General features: G+C 42.7%; 13 protein-coding genes. 7 read left to right on the top strand and 6 right to left on the bottom strand.

The window, feature by feature from the left end; genetic code table 11:
- Window positions 1-73 precede the first annotated feature (73 nt).
- From ACH6CZ_RS14535 to ACH6CZ_RS14515, 5 genes are all read left to right on the top strand, one after another.
- On the top strand, window positions 74-391 hold the full coding sequence (locus tag ACH6CZ_RS14535) for a YerC/YecD family TrpR-related protein (RefSeq protein WP_374098181.1): 318 nt from the start codon (window positions 74-76) through the stop codon (window positions 389-391).
- A gap of 321 nt (window positions 392-712) precedes the next feature.
- On the top strand, window positions 713-1390 hold the full coding sequence (gene pcrB / locus ACH6CZ_RS14530) for a heptaprenylglyceryl phosphate synthase (protein WP_374098180.1): 678 nt from the start codon (window positions 713-715) through the stop codon (window positions 1388-1390).
- Between the two features lie 239 nt (window positions 1391-1629).
- Window positions 1630-3849, top strand: a complete 2220-nt coding sequence (gene pcrA / locus ACH6CZ_RS14525; protein ID WP_374098179.1) for a DNA helicase PcrA — start codon at window positions 1630-1632, stop codon at window positions 3847-3849.
- A 12-nt stretch (window positions 3850-3861) separates the two neighbouring features.
- Complete coding sequence (gene ligA / locus ACH6CZ_RS14520) at window positions 3862-5871, top strand: NAD-dependent DNA ligase LigA (protein ID WP_374098178.1); 2010 nt, start codon at window positions 3862-3864, stop codon at window positions 5869-5871.
- A gap of 7 nt (window positions 5872-5878) precedes the next feature.
- The gene (locus ACH6CZ_RS14515) at window positions 5879-7093 is read left to right on the top strand and encodes a CamS family sex pheromone protein (RefSeq protein ID WP_374098177.1); all 1215 of its coding nucleotides are present in this window, start codon (window positions 5879-5881) and stop codon (window positions 7091-7093) included.
- A gap of 396 nt (window positions 7094-7489) precedes the next feature.
- On the opposite strand, the gene ACH6CZ_RS14510 is transcribed toward ACH6CZ_RS14515, so the two are convergent.
- The 6 genes from ACH6CZ_RS14510 to putP form a co-directional block, all read right to left on the bottom strand.
- Window positions 7490-9877 (bottom strand): glycogen/starch/alpha-glucan phosphorylase, encoded by a 2388-nt coding sequence (locus ACH6CZ_RS14510; protein ID WP_374098176.1) that lies wholly within the window; start codon window positions 9875-9877, stop codon window positions 7490-7492.
- Between the two features lie 3 nt (window positions 9878-9880).
- Window positions 9881-11320: a glycogen synthase GlgA gene (gene glgA, locus ACH6CZ_RS14505; protein WP_374098175.1), complete on the bottom strand. Its 1440-nt coding sequence runs from the start codon at window positions 11318-11320 to the stop codon at window positions 9881-9883.
- Window positions 11320-12345 (bottom strand): GlgC family sugar phosphate nucleotidyltransferase, encoded by a 1026-nt coding sequence (locus tag ACH6CZ_RS14500; protein ID WP_374098174.1) that lies wholly within the window; start codon window positions 12343-12345, stop codon window positions 11320-11322. Before ACH6CZ_RS14500 ends, glgA begins: the two co-directional genes overlap by 1 nt.
- A complete protein-coding gene (locus ACH6CZ_RS14495) occupies window positions 12342-13499 on the bottom strand; it encodes a glucose-1-phosphate adenylyltransferase (RefSeq protein ID WP_374098173.1) in 1158 nt (385 codons plus the stop codon). The genes ACH6CZ_RS14500 and ACH6CZ_RS14495 overlap by 4 nt, the downstream gene beginning before the upstream one ends.
- 17 nt (window positions 13500-13516) lie before the next feature.
- Window positions 13517-15382 carry a 1,4-alpha-glucan branching enzyme gene (glgB, locus tag ACH6CZ_RS14490; RefSeq protein WP_374098172.1) on the bottom strand — a complete coding sequence of 622 codons (1866 nt, stop codon included), beginning with the start codon at window positions 15380-15382 and terminating at the stop codon, window positions 13517-13519.
- A 339-nt stretch (window positions 15383-15721) separates the two neighbouring features.
- Window positions 15722-17161: a sodium/proline symporter PutP gene (putP, locus tag ACH6CZ_RS14485; RefSeq protein ID WP_374098203.1), complete on the bottom strand. Its 1440-nt coding sequence runs from the start codon at window positions 17159-17161 to the stop codon at window positions 15722-15724.
- A gap of 458 nt (window positions 17162-17619) precedes the next feature.
- Between putP and ACH6CZ_RS14480 the strand changes: the two genes are divergently transcribed.
- Together ACH6CZ_RS14480 and gatC are read left to right on the top strand one after the other, a co-directional pair.
- On the top strand, window positions 17620-18045 hold the full coding sequence (locus tag ACH6CZ_RS14480) for a YueI family protein (protein ID WP_374098171.1): 426 nt from the start codon (window positions 17620-17622) through the stop codon (window positions 18043-18045).
- A gap of 168 nt (window positions 18046-18213) precedes the next feature.
- Window positions 18214-18504, top strand: coding sequence for an Asp-tRNA(Asn)/Glu-tRNA(Gln) amidotransferase subunit GatC (gene gatC / locus ACH6CZ_RS14475; RefSeq protein WP_374098170.1), 291 nt, complete (start codon window positions 18214-18216; stop codon window positions 18502-18504).
- The last annotated feature ends 12 nt before the right edge of the window (window positions 18505-18516 follow it).

The raw sequence follows: 18516 nt of genomic DNA, 5'->3' as shown, positions 1-18516 counted from the left end.
GTAAAAGAGTCCTATTTTTAGCTGAGCACACGTTTGCTCTTGCAATACTTTTAAAAGGAGCTGTATCTGTCTGATGCAAATCGATAAGTTAAGAGGGAAGGAACTGGACCAGCTATGCGAAGCCGTCCTTTCACTTAAAGACAAAGACGAAGCCTACCGATTCTTTGATGACTTGTGCACAATTAATGAAATACAATCTCTTGCTCAGCGCCTTGAAGTAGCACGTATGCTGCGCGAAGGGAATACTTATCATAAAATAGAAACACAAACCGGTGCAAGCACTGCAACGATCTCGCGCGTAAAGCGCTGCCTGAATTATGGCAATGATACGTATGCAATGGTGCTTGAGCGCGTTCATCAGAGTGGTGACAGCGAGGAAGATAAAGCGTAATATTTTTAAGGGGGCGGGACATTGTGTCTTGCCCTCTTTAATCGTTTCGCTGCGCTTCAGGCGGACGCTTTCCGGACGGAGGTTGCTGAGCCTTCTCGCCTTCGGCTGCGGGGTCTCAGCTGCCCTCTAATCGTCCCGGAGTCACCGCCCGGCCGCAGAAAGCGTCCGCTTGAAACGGAGATCAGAGCCAATATGCTAGAAAACCTCTCCATTTCAGGAGGTTTTTTAACACTTCATATCTTCATCCCCACTTCTCTTTTAGAGTCAGTTTTTCGGTGCTATAATAGTACGGATAATGAGTGTTCGAATGGAGGATTTGGGATGTACGATGTCCGGGAGTGGAAGCATGTATTTAAACTGGACCCTAATAAAGAAATAACTGATGAAGCACTTGAACAAATTTGTGAATCAGGCACAGATGCAGTCATGGTTGGCGGCTCTGATGGCGTAACACTTGAAAACGTACTTGATCTCATGGCAAGAGTACGCAGATATACCGTGCCGTGTGTGCTTGAAGTATCGGCACTTGAAGCCATTACACCGGGCTATGATTTATATTTTATCCCGACCGTTTTAAATACAGAGGACCCGAAATGGTTTAAAGGCCTTCATCATGAAGCAGTGAAAGAACATGGTGACCTGATGAACTGGGAGGAGATTCTTGCAGAAGGATACTGCATTTTGAATCCGGATTGTAAAGCAGCATCATTAACAGGAGCGGATGCAGCAATCAGTGATGACGAGGTCATTGCCTATGCCCGTATGGCTGAACATCTATTTTCACTTCCGGTTTTCTATATGGAATACAGTGGAACCTACGGAGATCCGTCACTTGTAAAACGGGTCAGCAAAGAATTAACAAATACAGTGCTGTTTTACGGTGGCGGTATTAAAAGCGAAAAGGAAGCCAAGGAAATGGCAGCACACGCTGATGTCATCGTGGTCGGTAACATTATTTATGACGACCTGAAAGAAGCGTTGAAAACAGTTTTAGATTAGTATTTTATTAAAGACAGTTTCTGTTTTTGCACAGCTGCTGATTGAAGCGTAAGGGGGCGGCTCGCAGGAAGGGACAGGTGAGACAGAGTATGGCGAAGCCTGCTGGCTCACCGCCCGGCCGCGGAAAGCGTCCCCCTCTCGCTGTAATCATCAGCCATCTTCAAGGAAGCTTAAATTAAAGTTGTCCGGAAGCAAATATCCGGGCTATAATAAGAACAAACGTTCGAGGTGGTGCAACGATGCAATTTTTAACAGATCGTCTGCTGAACGGGATGAACCCTGAGCAGGCAAAAGCAATAAAAGCTACTGATGGCCCACTGCTGATTATGGCAGGAGCAGGTTCCGGGAAGACTAGAGTACTGACACACCGGATCGCGTATTTAATGATCGAAAAAGGTGTAGCCCCATACAACATTCTGGCGATTACCTTTACCAACAAAGCTGCGCGTGAAATGAAAGACCGTGTAGAAAGCATTCTTGGCGGAGCAGCTGAGGATGTCTGGATTTCAACATTTCACTCCATGTGTGTGAGGATTTTAAGAAGAGATATTGACAGAATCGGATATAACCGCAATTTCACCATTTTGGATTCAACAGATCAGCAGTCAGTGATCAAACGTATTTTGAAAGATAAAAACCTGGATCCGAAGAAATTTGATCCGCGCGGCATACTTGCTGCAATCAGCTCTGCAAAAAATGAGCTGACAACGCCTGAACAGTTCGCAAAAGATACAGGCAGCTATTATGACCAGACAATTAGTGAAGTGTTTTCTGAATATCAGAAGAGACTGCGCAAAAATTCAGCGCTTGATTTTGATGATCTGATTATGCAGACGATTCATTTATTTGAACGCGTACCTGAAGTGCTTGAAAACTATCAGCGAAAATTTCAGTATATTCACGTGGATGAGTATCAGGATACAAACAGAGCGCAGTATCTGCTTGTAAAGCAGCTGGCGTCACGCTTTAAAAACCTATGCGTAGTCGGTGACTCAGATCAGTCGATTTACCGCTGGAGAGGCGCAGATATTACGAATATCCTGTCATTTGAAAAGGATTATCCGAACGCAAAAGTCATTCTGCTTGAGCAGAACTACCGTTCAACTGAAAAGATCCTGAATGCAGCGAATGCAGTCATTCAAAACAACCCGAACCGTAAAGTGAAGAACCTGTGGACAGATAATAAAGGCGGACAGAAAATCACGTATGTGCGTGCAGACAGTGAACAGGGAGAAGGACAGTTTGTTGCTGGTAAGATCAATGAACTGGTCCGCTCAGGTGTCAGAAAGCCATCTGATTTTGCGATTCTGTACAGAACCAATGCACAGTCCCGCGTCATGGAGGAAGTACTCATGAAATCGAATATTGAGTACACCATTGTTGGCGGTACAAAGTTCTATGACAGAAAAGAAATCAAAGATATTCTGGCTTATCTGAGACTGGTTGCAAATCCGGATGATGATATCAGCCTGATTAGAATTATTAATGTACCAAAGCGAGGTGTCGGTACAACTTCGCTTGATAAGATTGCAAACTACGCACGAGACAATGAAATGTCTATGTATAATGCGCTTGAGCTTGCAGACTTTATCGGACTGAGCGGACGAGCTGCGAAGACAGTGCTGGAGTTCCGTGATTTTATTAAGAACTTCACTCAGATGCAGGAATACTTATCCGTGACTGAACTGGTGGAAGATATTATTGATAAGTCGGGCTACCGTGAGTCGCTACAGGCTGAAAAAACGATTGAATCACAGAGCAGACTTGAAAACATAGATGAATTTCTGTCTGTAACGAAAGAATTTGAAAAAGCAAGCGATGATAAGAGTCTGATCGCATTCCTGACAGATCTTGCACTTGTAGCAGACATTGACCAGCTTGATAAAGATGATACCCCGGCAGATGCTGTCACGCTCATGACGCTGCACTCTGCGAAGGGTCTTGAGTTTCCGGTTGTTTTCCTGATGGGTCTTGAAGAAGGTGTATTCCCACACAGCCGCTCGCTCATGGAAGAAGCTGAAATGGAAGAAGAAAGACGTCTTGCATACGTCGGAATTACACGTGCAGAAGAAGAGCTGTATATTACCAATGCACAAATGAGAACGTTATTCGGGCGAACCAATATGAACCCGGTATCAAGATTTATCGCTGAAATTCCGGCTGAATTGCTTGAAGAGCCAATGAAAAAAGAAACATCTTCAGGCAGCAGAAGCTTTGGCTCACCAGCAAAACCACAACCAAGAAAAAGTCCGGTCAGACGCCCTGCTCCTCGTAACACCGGTGGCAGTGATATGGGATGGAGTGTTGGCGATAAAGCTCAGCACGGTAAATGGGGAACAGGTACTGTGGTCAGCGTAAAAGGTGAAGGGGATTCAATGGAGCTTGATATTGCATTTCCAAGTCCGACTGGTGTAAAACGTCTGCTTGCGAAGTTTGCGCCTGTTAATAAAGTGACATAAGGAGTTGAGCCTGTGAAGCCCACAGAAAAAAGAGTACAGGAGCTGCATGAGCTGCTGAACCAGTACAATTACGAATATCATGTGCTGGACAAGCCTTCAGTTCCTGATGCTGAATATGATCAGTTATTAAATGAGTTAAAAGAAATAGAAGAAAAAACCCCTGACCTGAAAACTTCAGATTCACCGACTCAGCGCGTCGGCGGAGCAGTGCTTGAACAGTTTTCAAAAGTTACACACCGTACATCCATGCTGAGCCTGGGCAACGCCTTTAACGAAGAAGATCTGAGAGATTTTGATCGAAAGGTGAGAGAGGTAGCGGGTGACAGTGTGATGTACAGCTGTGAGCTGAAAATAGACGGACTTGCAGTTTCACTCAGATATGAAGACGGTCTTTTTGTACAAGGCGCGACTAGAGGAGACGGATCAGTTGGCGAAGACATTACAGCCAACCTGAAAACGATCCGTTCTATTCCACTTCGTCTGAAAAAGCCCCTTTCGATTGAAGTCCGTGGTGAAGCATTTATGCCGAAGTCTTCTTTTCTCAAGTTGAATGAAGAAAGAGAAAAGAAAGAGGAAGCACTTTTTGCAAACCCGAGAAATGCAGCGGCAGGATCACTCAGACAGCTCGATCCGCGCATTGCAGCTTCAAGAAACTTGGATATCTTTCTTTATGCGATTGGAGACCCGGGCGATACAGGTGTCAGATCTCAAAGCGAAGGCATGAAGCTGCTTGATGAAATGGGACTGAAAACCAACCCTGAAAGAAAAATGTGTAGTTCCATTGATGAAGTTATGGATTATATCCATGAGTGGACTGAAAAACGCGCTGATCTTTCCTATGATATTGATGGAATCGTTATTAAAGTGGATTCACTGGATCACCAGGATGAGCTTGGCTTTACTGCAAAAAGTCCGAGATGGGCAATTGCGTATAAGTTCCCTGCAGAAGAAGTTGTTACGGTTCTTCACGACATTGAACTGAGCATCGGCAGAACAGGGGTTGTTACACCAACTGCACTGCTTGAACCGGTTAGAGTAGCAGGGACAACTGTGCAGCGTGCTTCTTTGCATAATGAAGATCTGATTCGGGAAAAGGATATTCGTATCGGCGACCACGTTGTCATTAAAAAAGCAGGAGATATTATTCCTGAAGTGGTCAGTGTGATCACTGATAAACGGACGGGTGATGAAAAAGAGTTTCATATGCCGACGCACTGTCCAGCCTGTGAAAGTGAGCTTGAACGTCTTGAAGGAGAAGTCGCATTGCGCTGTCTGAATCCGAAGTGTCCTGCTCAACTGCAGGAAGGTCTGACTCACTTTGTATCCCGTAACGCAATGAACATTGACGGTCTTGGCGAGAAGGTCATTGCCCAGCTTTACCGCAGTAAATTAATTCAGGACGTGGCTGACCTGTACCGCTTAACAAAAGAACAGCTGATCGGACTTGATCGGATGGGTGAAAAATCAGCTGATAATCTGTTGAAGGCAATCGAAGCCTCTAAAAATAATTCGATGGAAAAACTTCTGTTTGGACTCGGTATTCGCCATGTCGGTTCAAAAGCTGCCAAAACAATTGCAGAACACTTCAGATCAGTGGATGCGTTAAAAGCTGCAACAGCGGAAGAATTGTGTCTAATCGATGAAATTGGTAACAAAATGGCCGATGCGATCGTCACATACTTTGAGAACGAAGAAGTGCTTGAATTAATAGAAGAACTCCGTGAAAATGGCGTCAACCTTACGTATACAGGACCGGTGAAAATGAAGGCTGAAGAGATTGATTCAGCTTTTGCAGGAAAAACAATTGTACTCACTGGGAAATTAGCACAATTGACACGTGGGGACGCGAAAGAGAAAATAGAACTGCTTGGTGGAAAAGTAACCGGCAGTGTCAGTAAAAAAACAGACCTGCTGATTGCAGGAGAAGATGCCGGCTCAAAGCTGACAAAAGCACAAGATTTAAATATTCCGGTGTGGGATGAAGATCAGCTGGTAGAAGAAATCACAAAACAAGAGGTGTAGCAGTTACATGAAAAAATGGTTAGCCGCTGCGACGGGTACTGCACTGCTGATGAGCGGCTGTATGCCGTCTTTTCAACAGGAAGATGAAGTTGTGCAGGAAAATGCCCCTGAAAACAGTGAAGAGCAGACGGTCATTATTCCTAATTTCCAAATATCTGATGAGTTTTACCGCACATTGCTTCCATATGAAGCATCGCCATCGAGAGGGATGGTCGTCAATAACTTAAATACAAATTATGATATTGCTGAGTTTGAAAATGGTTTGATGCGAGTGGCACAGCAGAACTTCTCACCTGAAGAATATTTCTTTCAGGCCGGGCAGTTTCTTGAAAGTGAAACCATTTCAAGTTGGCTAAATCGCGAGTTTACCCCTGAGCAGCTTCAGGAATACGGCATGGAGCCTGAAGAAAATATTGGATTAAATCCGGTTGACAATGGTGAAGGGACCCGCGCTGAAAGAGCAGAGAGAAGCCCGATTTACCTGGCCCATGTTCTTGAACATAATTACTTCGTAAAATCATCTGAAGATGAATCGAAGGTAAGACTTGGCGGAGTTGTAATCGGTCTTGCGATGAATTCTGTTTATTACTATAACAATGATGGGGATCCGTATGGTCCGACGTTTGAAGAGAATATTCCGCAAAGCAGATTAGCAGAAGAAGGACAAGCGATGGCAGCAGAAGTTGTCACACGCATTCGTGCAATGGCTGCTGAAGACCCTGAAAAAGCAGAGCTTGCAGAAGTTCCGATTACAGTCGCTTTATTCAAGCAGGAACCAAAAAGCACTGTGATCCCAGGCAACTTCTTTGGCTATGCCACTGCAGATAGCGGAAGTAGTGAACTTGGCGGATGGAACGAAATGAATGAGAATTATGTGTTATTTCCATCTGAAGAAGCAAGAGAAAGTTATCGGAATGACGAGACTGCTTTTCTGAATTTCAAGCAGGATGTAGAGACGTACTTTCCAAACTTTAATAGCGTAATCGGAACAGGTCTTTACCGCGGCGATCAGCTGTCTCATTTGCAAATTGATATTCCGATTCAATTTTATGGGAAGTCAGAAATTGTGGGCTTTACTCAATATATAGCTGGTAGATTAATTGATTTGTTCCCGGAATACTTTGACATTGAAGTAAGCATCACATCAATCAATGGCCCGGAAGCGCTCATTATAAAAGAGCCTGATGATACAGAGCCGTTTGTTCATATTTATGAGCAGTAAATAATGAGTTGATAAATATCGGATGATTGCAGCTCCAGGCGAACGCTTTCCGGACGGTTGTTGCTGAGCCTTACGCTGCAATCACCTTGAACATTTCTTATGATATTAATATCAAAAAAGAGTATCATGCTGGTTGAATTGACAGCGTGATACTCTTTTTATTTAGTTATGTTAAAGACCAATGTTGTTTTAGCACAGCTGGTGATTGTAGCGGAAGGGTGACGACTCCAGCAGGAGAAGCGTGACAGGTGAGACCCCGCAGGCGAAGCCGAGGAGGCTCACCGCACGCCCTGCGGAAAGCGTTCCCCCTGGAGCGGAAATCAACAGCCCCCTTAAACAGAGCTTTTTACTTTAATACATATTAATAATTGCGCAGCCAACGTTTCAGAAAAGCATTTATAACTTCCAAATCTCATCCGCATACTGCTGAATCGTCCGGTCGCTTGAGAAGTAGCCGGAGCGTGCAATGTTGTGGATGCTAGAAGTCAGCCAGCGTTTTCTATCCTGATAAGCTTCAGATGCTTTCTCCTGCGCGCGCACATAGGCATCGAAGTCCTTCAGCAGGAAGTACTGATCGTTTTCCATCAGAAGTGAATCGGAAATCATTTCAAAGTCATAGAAAGTATCCGGGAAGAAGCCGGAAGTAAACTGATCAATGATCTTTTTGATTCTAGGATCTCCGTGATAATAATCGTAAGAATGATAACCACCGTGCTTTTCATATTTCATGACTTCCTGTGCAGTCAGACCGAAGATAAAGATGTGTTCAGGTCCGGTCAGTTCTTCAATCTCAACATTGGCACCATCAAGCGTACCAAGTGTTAATGCACCGTTCATCATAAATTTCATATTCCCGGTTCCGGACGCTTCTTTACTAGCAGTTGAGATCTGCTCACTGATATTTGTCGCAGGGATAATTTTTTCTGCCAGTGATACTCTGTAGTTTTCAAGGAAAACGACAGTTAAATAATCCTTTGATACAGGATCATCGTTCACAAGGTTGGCTACTGAATGAATAAGTTTGATCACCTTTTTAGCATAATGATATCCAGGGGCCGCTTTCGCACCGAAAATAAAGGTTTGCGGATGCGGCTTGAAAGAACTGTCTTCTTTCATTCTGTTATAAAGATGCATTACGTGCATGATATTGAGCAGCTGTCTTTTGTATGCATGAAGTCTTTTAATCTGTACATCAAAAATTGAATCCGGATTAACTTTAATACCGTTTTTCTCATAAATGAGGTCTGCAAGAACTCTCTTTTTATCATGCTTTATCTGATCAATCTCGTATTGGAAAGAAGCATCATCTGCATGTTTTATGAGATCATTCAACTTTTCAGTATCCTTCATCCAATTGGTACCAATCGCATGATTAATGGCATTGGTCAGTTCAGGATTTGCCTGAAACAGCCACCTTCTATGTGTAATGCCATTTGTTTTATTGTTAAAACGGTCAGGGTAAAACTCATGAAAGTTTTTCATTTCACGCATTTTGAGAATTTCTGTATGTAGCCTGGCAACGCCATTAATACTATGACTCCCTACAATCGACAGGTGCGCCATTTTGACGAAACCGTGTGCAATGACAGCCATTGACTCAATACGGTCCCAATCACCCGGATAAGTCTCCCACAGTTCCTCACAAAATCTTTTATTGATTTCTTCAATAATCAGATAAATTCGCGGGAAAAGCGGTCTGAATAAATCAATGGACCATTTTTCAAGCGCTTCAGATAAAATGGTATGGTTTGTATAGGAGATGGTTTCAGTTACAATGCTCCAGGCTTCTTCCCAGCCCATACCTTCCTCATCCATCAATACACGCATTAACTCAGGGACTGCGAGTGCTGGGTGTGTGTCATTAATATGAATGGCGACATGCTCATGAAGTTCGGTCAGGTCCTCATGATCTTCTTTATAATCGCGAAGAATGCTTTCAAGGCTTGCTCTTACAAGGAAATACTGCTGTTTTAACCTGAGAATTTTACCGTCGTCAGACATATCATCCGGATAGAGAAATTCAGAGATCTGCTCGGTATCACGCTTATATTGCATATAATCTTTATGAGGAGGGAAGTGTTTTGCAGGTTCTGCTCCCCATAGCCGCAGCGTATTCACTCGGTTTGTATCATAGCCGATGATAGGCATATCATATGGTACAGCAAGAACAGTTTCTGCTTTTTCGTGCGTGAAGATCATTTGTCCATTTTTTTCAGTCCACTTCACTTCACCCCAGTAAGGCACTTCTACAGCCAGATCCGTTTTTCTGACTTCCCATACATTTCCGTTGCGCAGCCACTGCTCAGGCAGTTCAACCTGATAGCCATTTACAATTTTCTGCTCAAATAATCCATGCTTGTAGCGAATTCCGTGACCATGACCTGCCATCGAAAGAGAAGCCATTGAGTCAAGGAAGCAGGCAGCAAGACGTCCTAATCCGCCATTACCAAGTCCTGCGTCAGCTTCTGCTTCTTCAAGATCACTCAGATTGATGCCAAGTTCTGTTAAGCCTTCTTCTACAAGATCTTTTACTCCAAGGTTTACTAAAGAGCTAACAAGCAGCCGGCCGAGAAGGAATTCAATTGATAGATAATAGACTTCCTTATGATCGCCTTTACGGGAGTCTTCATTCGAAGCAATCCAGTTCGTACTAACGTATTCCCGCACCATCATGCCAAGTGTATGGTACTGGTGCTGAGGAGTTGAATGTTCAAATGATAAACCGCTTGATTGTTCAAGCCGTTGTGAAAAGGCTGCTTTAAATGCTCTTTTATTTTGGAACATGCATTATTTCCTCCCTTGAAGTCCTTGATAAAGGTCGTAATATTCTTTCGCAGAACGTGCCCAGCTATAATCACCGGACATTGCATTTTCCTGCAGAATTGTCCAGACTTCTTCATTGTTAAAATGCGCTAAAGCGCGTTCAACTGTATGTTTCATATCATGTGCATTGTATGCGTTAAAAGTGAATCCGTTGCCTGTATGGTCTGTTTCATGCCAGGAATGGACTGTATCATTTAATCCACCGGTTTCACGGGCAATAGGGATCGTTCCATATTGAAGTGAAATCAGCTGACTCAGTCCGCATGGTTCGAAGAGAGAAGGCATGAGAAAGAAGTCTGCACCTGCATAAATTCGGTGGGCAAGTGCTTCACTGAATCCGATATAAACACCTGTTTTCTCAGGAAAAGCGCTCGCCAGGTAATTAAAATAGCTTTCAAATTCGTGATCACCGCTGCCAAGTACAATCAGCTGCATATTCTGTTCATTTAACAGTTCATGCATGACCCGTTTCACGAGTGACAGACCTTTTTGCTCAGTCAGTCTCGTGACCATTGCAACGACAGGGACATGTTCAGAAACTGGCAGATTGAATTCCTTCTGCAGTGCAGCTTTGTTGATTTTCTTATCATCAAGTGTCTTATAGGAATAAGGCTTCTCAATATAAGTATCTTTTTCAGGGTGATAGGAATCAGTATCAATCCCATTTAGAATCCCACTCAGCTTAAATGACTGATCACGCAGAAGACCGTCCAGTTTTTCGCCAAAGAACGGTGTCTGGATCTCGTCTTTATAAGTCGGACTCACTGTTGTCAGCGCATTTGCACTCAGCAGGGCACCCTTCATAAAGCTGACCGCCCCGTAGAATTCAAGCTCACCCGATGTGAAATACTGATGATCAAGATTCAGCAGGTCACCAAGCACACTTTCCGGGAATAGCCCCTGAAATTGCAGGTTATGAATCGTGAAGACTGTTTTTATGTTTTTATAAAACGGATACGCTCTGTACTGGCGGTCAAGTAAGAACGGTACCATACCCGTATGCCAGTCGTGGGCATGGATGACGTCAGGCTTAAATGGAATGAGTGGCAGTGCATCAAGAACAGCTCTGCTGAAAAAGGCAAAGCGCTCACCATCATCAAAATCGCCATACAGTGTGTTTCGTTTGAAATAAAATTCATTATCGAGCAGGTAGTATGTAACGCCCTCATGCTTTAATGTTTCAATTCCACAGTACTGACGTCTCCAGCCGACATCAACATAGAAGGTTTTAATTTTCTTCGCTTTGGAAAGCAGTTCTTCTGAAATGGATGAATATTTCGGAAGCATCACCCTTACATCTGCTCCAAGCTTCATTAATTCTTTAGGAAGAGCCCCGGCGACATCACCGAGGCCTCCTGATTTTGCAAATGGTGCACATTCAGATACAGCAAACAAAACTTTCATTATTGCACCACCGCCGCTTCACGTACGCTGCCTTTACGAAGTACCAGCGGCTGTTCAGCTGTTCCTTTTAATGACGTTCCATCAAGCACTTTTACGTCTTTGTCTAAAATAACGTATTCTAAAGAACAGTTTTTACCGATCTGAGACTTCTGCATGACAACGCAGTTTATAACTTTGGAACCTTCACCGATTTTCGCAGCTCTTGAAACGATACTGTTCTCAACGCTTCCGCGGATATCAGCACCATTGGCAATCATCGAGTTACGCACCTGGGCAGTAGAGCTGTATTTGGTTGGCGGCTCATCTTTTACTTTTGTATAGATTGGACGCTCCTGTGTAAATAGCTGGCTCCATACATCATGGCGCAGAAGGTCCATTGAGTGCTTAAGGTAAGCAGGAATTGAATCAATCACTGCTGTGTAATCACTGTGTTCATAAGCCCCGATTTTAAAATTATGAAGCGGCTGCTTGACAACATCAGATACACTGATGAACTGGGAATTTCTTCTGGCTTCAATCAGTTCAATCAGCAGTGCTTTGCTGATGACATAGGTCTCGAGCGACTTACCGTTATGCTGGACTTCAGTAATGTCATAGTCATGAATTAAATGTTCAGCTAATGCTTCTTCAAAGTCGATATTCGCAATTACGTAGCTGCTTGCGATCACGACATAGTCCTGATGGCTGCGCTTGAAAAATTCAATGTGTTGTTCAAGTCTTGAGAAAGACCCGATACTTGTTGTTTCATCTGGCTCAAAGTAAGGAGGGAAGAAGAAGAGACCATCTCTTTTTCTATCCATATCCCAGTTCTTACCTGAACCGATATGGTCCATTAATGAGCGGTACTGGTGCTTCGGAAAGATCGCGACACTGTCTACACCTGAATTCACCATATTTGAAAGAACGAAATCAATAAACCGGTAGCGCCCTGCAAAAGGAATAGAGGCAACGGAGCGGTTTAAAGTCAGATCCTGAAGTCCACCCATTACAGTGGCTGCGTCAATTACTCCTAATAAACGACTCATGCCGTCACATCCTTTCTTAATTTTTCCACAAGATCTTTTGTGACAAGAATGATTTCATTATCATCATTTTCCGGTGCGATCGTTAAGCCTTCAGGAACCTCGATATCACCCGGAACAATCGCGCGTTTGATTGTTGTATCTTTTCCGATGACCGCATCCGGCATAATCACCGATTCATGAATGTTCGCATTCACTCCAACTGACACTCCCTGGAAAATAACGGAGTGTGAGACTTTCCCTTCAATGACACAGCCTTCATTAATGAGAGAATCCGTTACTTCAGAAGTGGCAGCCAGATATTGAGGCGGCTGGTTCGGGTTACGTGAATAAATTCTCCATGAATGGTCAAACAGATTCAGTCCAGGATTTTCTTTTAACAGATCCATATTGGCTTCCCACAAACTTTTCACCGTACCAACATCTTTCCAGTACCCTTCAAAAGGATAAGCCATTAAACGTTTACCTTCGTTCAGGAATAAAGGAATAATGTCTTTTCCAAAGTCATGTGATGAGTTTTCATTCATATTATCCTGATCGAGATACTTCTGAAGTGACTTCCAGTTAAAGATATAGATCCCCATTGACGCCAGGTTATTCTTTGGTTCTTCCGGCTTTTCATCAAACTCAAGAATCTCAAGGTCATCATTTGTGTTCATAATACCAAAGCGGCTTGCTTCATCCCAAGGCACTTCAATCACTGAAATCGTGGCTTCGGCTTCATTCTGAATATGATAATCAAGCATCTTGGAATAATCCATTTTATAAATATGATCACCTGACAGGACAAGGACGTATTCAGGATCGTATTGTTCAATATAGTTCAGGTTCTGATAGATGGCATTTGCGGTTCCACTGTACCATTTTACTCCTGTTGCTTCAGTATAAGGGGGAAGTACAGTCACACCACCGTTGCGTCGGTCAAGATCCCAGGCGCTTCCAATTCCGATATATGAATTCAGTACCAGTGGCTGGTACTGCGTCAGTACACCTACTGTATTGATTCCTGAGTTTGTGCAGTTACTTAGTGTGAAATCGATAATCCGGTACTTACCTCCGAAAGGTACTGCCGGCTTGGCAATTTTTGTTGTAAGGGAATGAAGGCGGCTTCCTTGTCCTCCTGCCAGTAACATCGCTACACATTTTTTCTTAACCATCATGTCACGCTCCTTGTTTATTTTTTTGCCGGCTTCCAAATGGTGATGCCAAGCGGTGGGATCTTAATATCAAGAGACTGTTTTCTATTGTGAATCGGATTTTCCTCAGTGGCTGCTGTCTGATTCAAATGATTAGTTCCGCCGAAGTCCTGCCTGTCACTTGAAAACACTTCTTTCCACTTTCCTTCAAATGGGGCACCAATCCGGAAATGATCATAGCTGACATTTGTGAAATTACAGACCACCATCAGCGTATCACTCTTCCGTTTGCCTCTTCTGATAAATGAATAAATACTTTGGTCTGCATTATCTGCATCAATCCACTCAAAGCCCTGCGGATCGTGGTCAAACTCATGTAGCGCTTTATGAGCCTGATAGAAATTCATTAACTCTTTAGTGAAAACGTCTGACTGGGCATGTGAATCATAATCTTTTAAAAACCAGTCAAGACCTTGTACATATTTCCATTCATCAAACTGTGCAAATTCGGCACCCATAAACAGGAGTTTTTTACCTGGGTGTGTCATCAGATAACTGAGAAGTAGACGCCATTGTGCGAACTTTTCCCAGTATTCCCCCGGCATTTTATGAAGAAGGGATCGCTTGCCATGGACCACTTCATCATGTGAAAGGGGAAGGATGTAATTTTCCGAATAAGCATAGACAAGCGAGAAAGTCAGCTTGTGATGGTGATGTCTGCGCTCAAAAGGAGGATGCTCCATATAATCCAGCAGATCATTCATCCAGCCCATATTCCATTTATAATTAAATCCGAGTCCACCTTCATGAACAGGTTTTGTGACACCCGGCCAATCAGTAGAGTCTTCAGCCATCATCAGAAAACGCGGATTTTCATTGAATACCGCTTTATTTAATTCCTGAAGAAACTCAGTTGCATAAGGATTAGCTGTTTCAGGTTCGCTATTAGCCCAGTAAATAATATTGGCAACTGCGTCCACTCTCAGTCCATCTATTCTGAAAAAGTTCATCCAGTAAAGTGCATTGGAGATCAGAAAGCTTCTGACTTCTCCTTTTGCCAGGTTAAAGTTTGCCGTGCCCCACTCAAGATTTTCCCGGTCGTTGAATGAGTCATATTCATATAAGGGCTCTCCATCAAACATATATAAGCCATGGGAATCCTTACAAAAATGACCCGGAACCCAGTCAATCAGGACGCCTATATCCTCCTGATGACAGCGGTCAATGAAGTACATCAGATCATGCGGTGTTCCAAATCGGCTGGTAGGGGAGAAGTAACCTGTACCCTGATAGCCCCATGAAGCATCCAATGGATGTTCAGTTAAAGGAAGCAGTTCGATATGGGTAAAACCTCTTTCCTTTACATAAGGAATTAATTCTTCAGCATATTCTCTATATGTAAAATAAGAGCCATCTTCTTTTTGCTTCCATGAATTTAAGTGAAGTTCATAAATAGCAAGGGGTCTTTCATATATGGGTCTTCTTTTTCTTACACGTTGGCGATAAAGCTGATCGCCCCACTTATACCCGGAGAGGTCATAAACGACTGAAGCAGTCTGTGGACGCAGTTCAGAATGGAAAGCATAGGGGTCTGACTTCATAATCAGGTCACCGGATGCCGTCGTGATTGCATACTTGTAAAGTGCTCCTTCCAGATTTTGATCAATGAAACAGCTCCAGATTCCTTCTTTATTAACCCGTGTCATTTCATACTGGCCAGGTTCCCAGTCAGTAAAACTGCCTGTTACAGACACTGCCTGTGCATGAGGTGCCCAAACGGTGAAGCGTGTCCCGGTCACCTGCTTTTTCTGTTTTACAAGATGAGCGCCAAATATAGCGTGTGCGTTGTAAAGTGTACCTTCATGGAAAAGGTGTATGTCAAAATCACTAATTGTCTGATCCATGCGCGCCATCCTTTCTAATTAAATTCGTCTATACAATTTCCACATTACCATATAAAACTCCTTGTTTTATCGAAAATTCGATAAAAATTTTGAAAATTCAGAAGTAAGCGTTTGCATTGCTTTTTTGCTCAAAATTGAATAGAAAATCACAGAGTCTGACTTGAATAGGAAATTTTCACTGAACACTGCATAATTTTCCCTCAATCTGTACTGGTAAAACTTATATGATGAGAAAGTTTTTATTATAGGAGAAATTTATTAGAATCAGGTCACAGATGATACTAAAGAGGGGGGGATAAAAAAACGGCTGGTCATATCGACCAGCCGTTCATGAATCTATTATTTATTTGATTCTACTTCGTGTACCTTTTCGAACTTGTCATAACCTTCACGTACTGTTTCGCGTGAATTGGATGACATTAAGCTGACGACGACAATTGCAATTGTACTTAAGATAAAGCCTGGAATCATTTCATATAAGAATCCGCTTAGATCAAGTACGTATACCCACAGGATAACTGTTACGGCACCTGTAAGCATACCTGCAAGGGCACCCCAGCGCGTCATACGCTTCCAGTATAGAGAGAATAAGATAGCAGGACCAAATGCAGAACCGAATCCAGCCCATGCGTTACTTACAATATCAAGGATCGTGCTGTCAGAATCAAGTGACAGGATGATCGCAACTAATGCAACTAATAGTACTGAAATACGTCCAACAAGTACAAGCTCTTTATCTGAAGCACTGCGCTTTAAGAACGTATTGTAGAAATCCTCTGTCAGCGCACTTGATGTAACAAGCAGCTGAGAAGAAACTGTACTCATAACTGCCGCAAGGATGGCTGCAAGTAAGAAACCTGAAATTAACGGGTGGAACAGTACCTGAGAGAAGAAAATAAAGATTGTTTCAGGATTATCAAGCGTACCACCTGTTTCTGAAATATAAGCAATACCGATTAAACCGGTGAAAAGCGCACCGATGATCGCAATAATCATCCATGTCATACCAATACGGCGAGCTGATTTTAGTGATTTAACATCACGGATTGCCATGAAACGTACGATAATGTGCGGCTGACCGAAGTAACCAAGACCCCAGGCCATTAACCCGATGAAGCCAAGGAATGTTGTGCCTTCAAAGAAAGAAGTTAATGTCGGATCAATTGTATTTAATGTATCAAATGTCGGTCCAATACCACCGAGCTCCATAAATGCAACAATTGGTACTAAAATAAGTGCAACAAACATAATACAACCCTGTACGAAGTCAGTCATACTAACTGCCAGGAATCCACCAAATAGCGTATAAGCAAGTACAACCCCTGCAGTAACAAACAGGCCAGTTGTATAGTTCATTCCAAATGCACTTTCAAATAATACTCCACCAGAAACCATACCTGAAGATGTATAAACAGTGAAGAAAATAATGATGACAATTGCGGATACGAAACGCAAAATCTTTGTATTGTCTACAAAGCGATTCTCAAAGAAATCAGGTATTGTAATAGAATCGTTTGCCACTTCCGTATAAGTTCTTAAACGAGGTGCTACTAAAATATAATTTAAATATGCCCCAATGGATAAACCAACCGCAATCCACATGCCCGAAATTCCGGATACATAGATCGAGCCTGGTAGACCAAGCAACATCCACCCACTCATGTCGGATGCTCCTGCTGATAGTGCTGTTACAGCCGGGCCCATCTGTCTGCCACCCAGCATATACTCTGATAAGTTGCCGGTTGACTTTTTATAAGCATAATAGCCGATTGCCAGCATCCCGATGAAATACAATGCGAGAGATATATAGACTTCAAAAGTAATCTCTACAGCTTCCACCAAATCTCCTCCTTGTAAAATGAATTTTCTGTGTCAATTGTTTCATGACGCTTACAATTGAATAACCTAACAAAAATTTTGCGGCTGTTCAAGGAATATAAACTGCGTCATACCGGCTCAAACAGCTGTCATCCTATTAAGCGCAAGGGATAGAGCATGATTTAATAAAGATTAAAGTAAAATAATTCAGAAAATTAAATCATACCTTATTTTAATCTTAAAGCTTAATCTTTGGCAAGCGAAATCACCGCTGGGGTTGATATATAAGTGTTTGCGAATGGAATATTCATCCTGGATCAGACTCGAAAAAGGAATTATATGTGAATCTATGCATGAATAGATGACCTGTAAAGAGATATTTTGTACAATGGTGATATGATCTAAGAAAGGGTGAGCGTATGGCACAGGGAAAGAGTGTTGATGATTATATTCAGGAAGGAATATATGGTGCCAGAGAAACTTTACCGGATGAAAGAAGAATGTTTTTAACGTCAATCAGAGAACGTGTGGAATTTGTTCTACTGCAAAATCAGGTGCGCGAATCTAATGTGTATCCTGAAATTGAGCAGTCAGTAAAGAAATACAGTGACCTTAAAATGTTCTTAAACGGAAATATGAATTACCGCTTTTTATCAAAATATATTCAAATGGCTGACCGTTATAAAGTACCTTATCAGGTCGTTACAAATAAGGAGCATAACTCTGAATATGGTCTTGTGCTGGCGCACGCAGAGGCAGTGGATAAAGAAACGATCAAACTTCCAAAGAGACATGCAGATAACGGGGCAGCACCATCTTTTTGGGAGCGTCTCTTCCGTTCATAACATGTTTCTTCTATATTAATTATTGCAAAGCTGGGTATCATGTACAGTAAATGAAAAAAATGAGTCAGCCAATAGGCAGGGTCTTCAGGTAAAGTTGCCTGAGACCCTGCCTTTTTGGTATGATAAACAGTATTGTGAGTGTTCGAACATACACGGAGGTGAGTCACAATGACGAAAATTACAAAAGATGAAGTAAAACACGTAGCGCATTTGGCGAGACTGAATATTGATGAGCAGGAAGCTGAGAAATTTGCAGACCAGCTGGGCTCAATCATCACATTCGCTGAACAGCTGAATGAGCTGGATACAGAAAACGTTGAACCGACAACGCATGTTCTTGATATGAAGAATATTTTGCGTGAAGATAAGCCAGTTGACGGGCTGCCGCGTGAGCAAGTATTAAAAAATGCACCGGATCACCAAGATGGACAGGTGAAGGTGCCGACGATTTTAGAGTAGGAGGTCAAAAGA

This window comes from Jeotgalibacillus sp. JSM ZJ347 (assembly GCF_044383825.1).
Lineage (GTDB): Bacteria > Bacillota > Bacilli > Bacillales > Jeotgalibacillaceae > Jeotgalibacillus.
Note: the sequence above shows the minus strand (reverse complement) of the source record. Positions and strands in the feature narration are given on the sequence as shown.

Coding starts and splice junctions, on each gene's coding strand:
- ACH6CZ_RS14535 (WP_374098181.1), top strand. CDS start 74: ATGCAAATCGATAAGTTAAGAGGGAAGGAACTGGACCAGCTATGCGAA.
- pcrB (WP_374098180.1), top strand. CDS start 713: ATGTACGATGTCCGGGAGTGGAAGCATGTATTTAAACTGGACCCTAAT.
- pcrA (WP_374098179.1), top strand. CDS start 1,630: ATGCAATTTTTAACAGATCGTCTGCTGAACGGGATGAACCCTGAGCAG.
- ACH6CZ_RS14515 (WP_374098177.1), top strand. CDS start 5,879: ATGAAAAAATGGTTAGCCGCTGCGACGGGTACTGCACTGCTGATGAGC.
- ACH6CZ_RS14510 (WP_374098176.1), bottom strand. CDS start 9,877: ATGTTCCAAAATAAAAGAGCATTTAAAGCAGCCTTTTCACAACGGCTT.
- glgA (WP_374098175.1), bottom strand. CDS start 11,320: ATGAAAGTTTTGTTTGCTGTATCTGAATGTGCACCATTTGCAAAATCA.
- ACH6CZ_RS14500 (WP_374098174.1), bottom strand. CDS start 12,345: ATGAGTCGTTTATTAGGAGTAATTGACGCAGCCACTGTAATGGGTGGA.
- ACH6CZ_RS14495 (WP_374098173.1), bottom strand. CDS start 13,499: ATGGTTAAGAAAAAATGTGTAGCGATGTTACTGGCAGGAGGACAAGGA.
- glgB (WP_374098172.1), bottom strand. CDS start 15,382: ATGGATCAGACAATTAGTGATTTTGACATACACCTTTTCCATGAAGGT.
- putP (WP_374098203.1), bottom strand. CDS start 17,161: ATGCTGGCAATCGGCTATTATGCTTATAAAAAGTCAACCGGCAACTTA.
- ACH6CZ_RS14480 (WP_374098171.1), top strand. CDS start 17,620: ATGGCACAGGGAAAGAGTGTTGATGATTATATTCAGGAAGGAATATAT.
- gatC (WP_374098170.1), top strand. CDS start 18,214: ATGACGAAAATTACAAAAGATGAAGTAAAACACGTAGCGCATTTGGCG.